This window comes from Bradyrhizobium sp. Crot121 (assembly GCF_059512385.1).
The window spans coordinates 1-441 of record NZ_JCAMOR010000387.1; the positions used below are offsets into that span (position 1 = coordinate 1).

Annotated in this window: 1 protein-coding gene; it reads right to left on the minus strand. The window is 60.8% G+C overall.

What is annotated here, in order from left to right; all coding sequences use genetic code 11:
- Positions 1–51 precede the first annotated feature (51 nt).
- On the minus strand, positions 52–441 hold a 390-nt coding region (locus AC5ZGW_RS47110), incomplete at its 5' end, for a secretin GspD/PilQ domain-containing protein (RefSeq protein WP_496114269.1).

Below are 441 nucleotides of genomic sequence, written 5' to 3' on the forward strand. Positions count from 1 at the left end.
GGACCATCGCCTGATCTCTGTTCTCTTTCATCGGTTCAGACCGCGCCCCGCTCATTTGTAGATAAATCCGATGGAACCGTGGAACTGCGCGTCGGCGACCGGCGCCTGGTTGTTGCCGTAAACCTTGTTGACGCGGTTCATGAAGAAGGCGGACGCATCATCCGTCGGGCTGAAATTGTCATCCGGCCGATTGAGCTGATTGCGCGCCACCGGACGCACCAGGTAGGGAGTCGCGATAATGACGAGTTCCGTTTCCTGGCGTTCGACTCCCTTCTGGCGGAAGAGCGTGCCGAGAAGCGGGATCTTCGAGACGCCGGGCGTGCCGTTCATCGTCTGGGAGATGTTGTCGCGGATGAGGCCTGCAAGAGCGATCGAACCACCTGAGGGAAGTTCGACCGACGTTTCCGCCGAGCGGCGCTGGTAAGTCGGCGCGGCACCCGA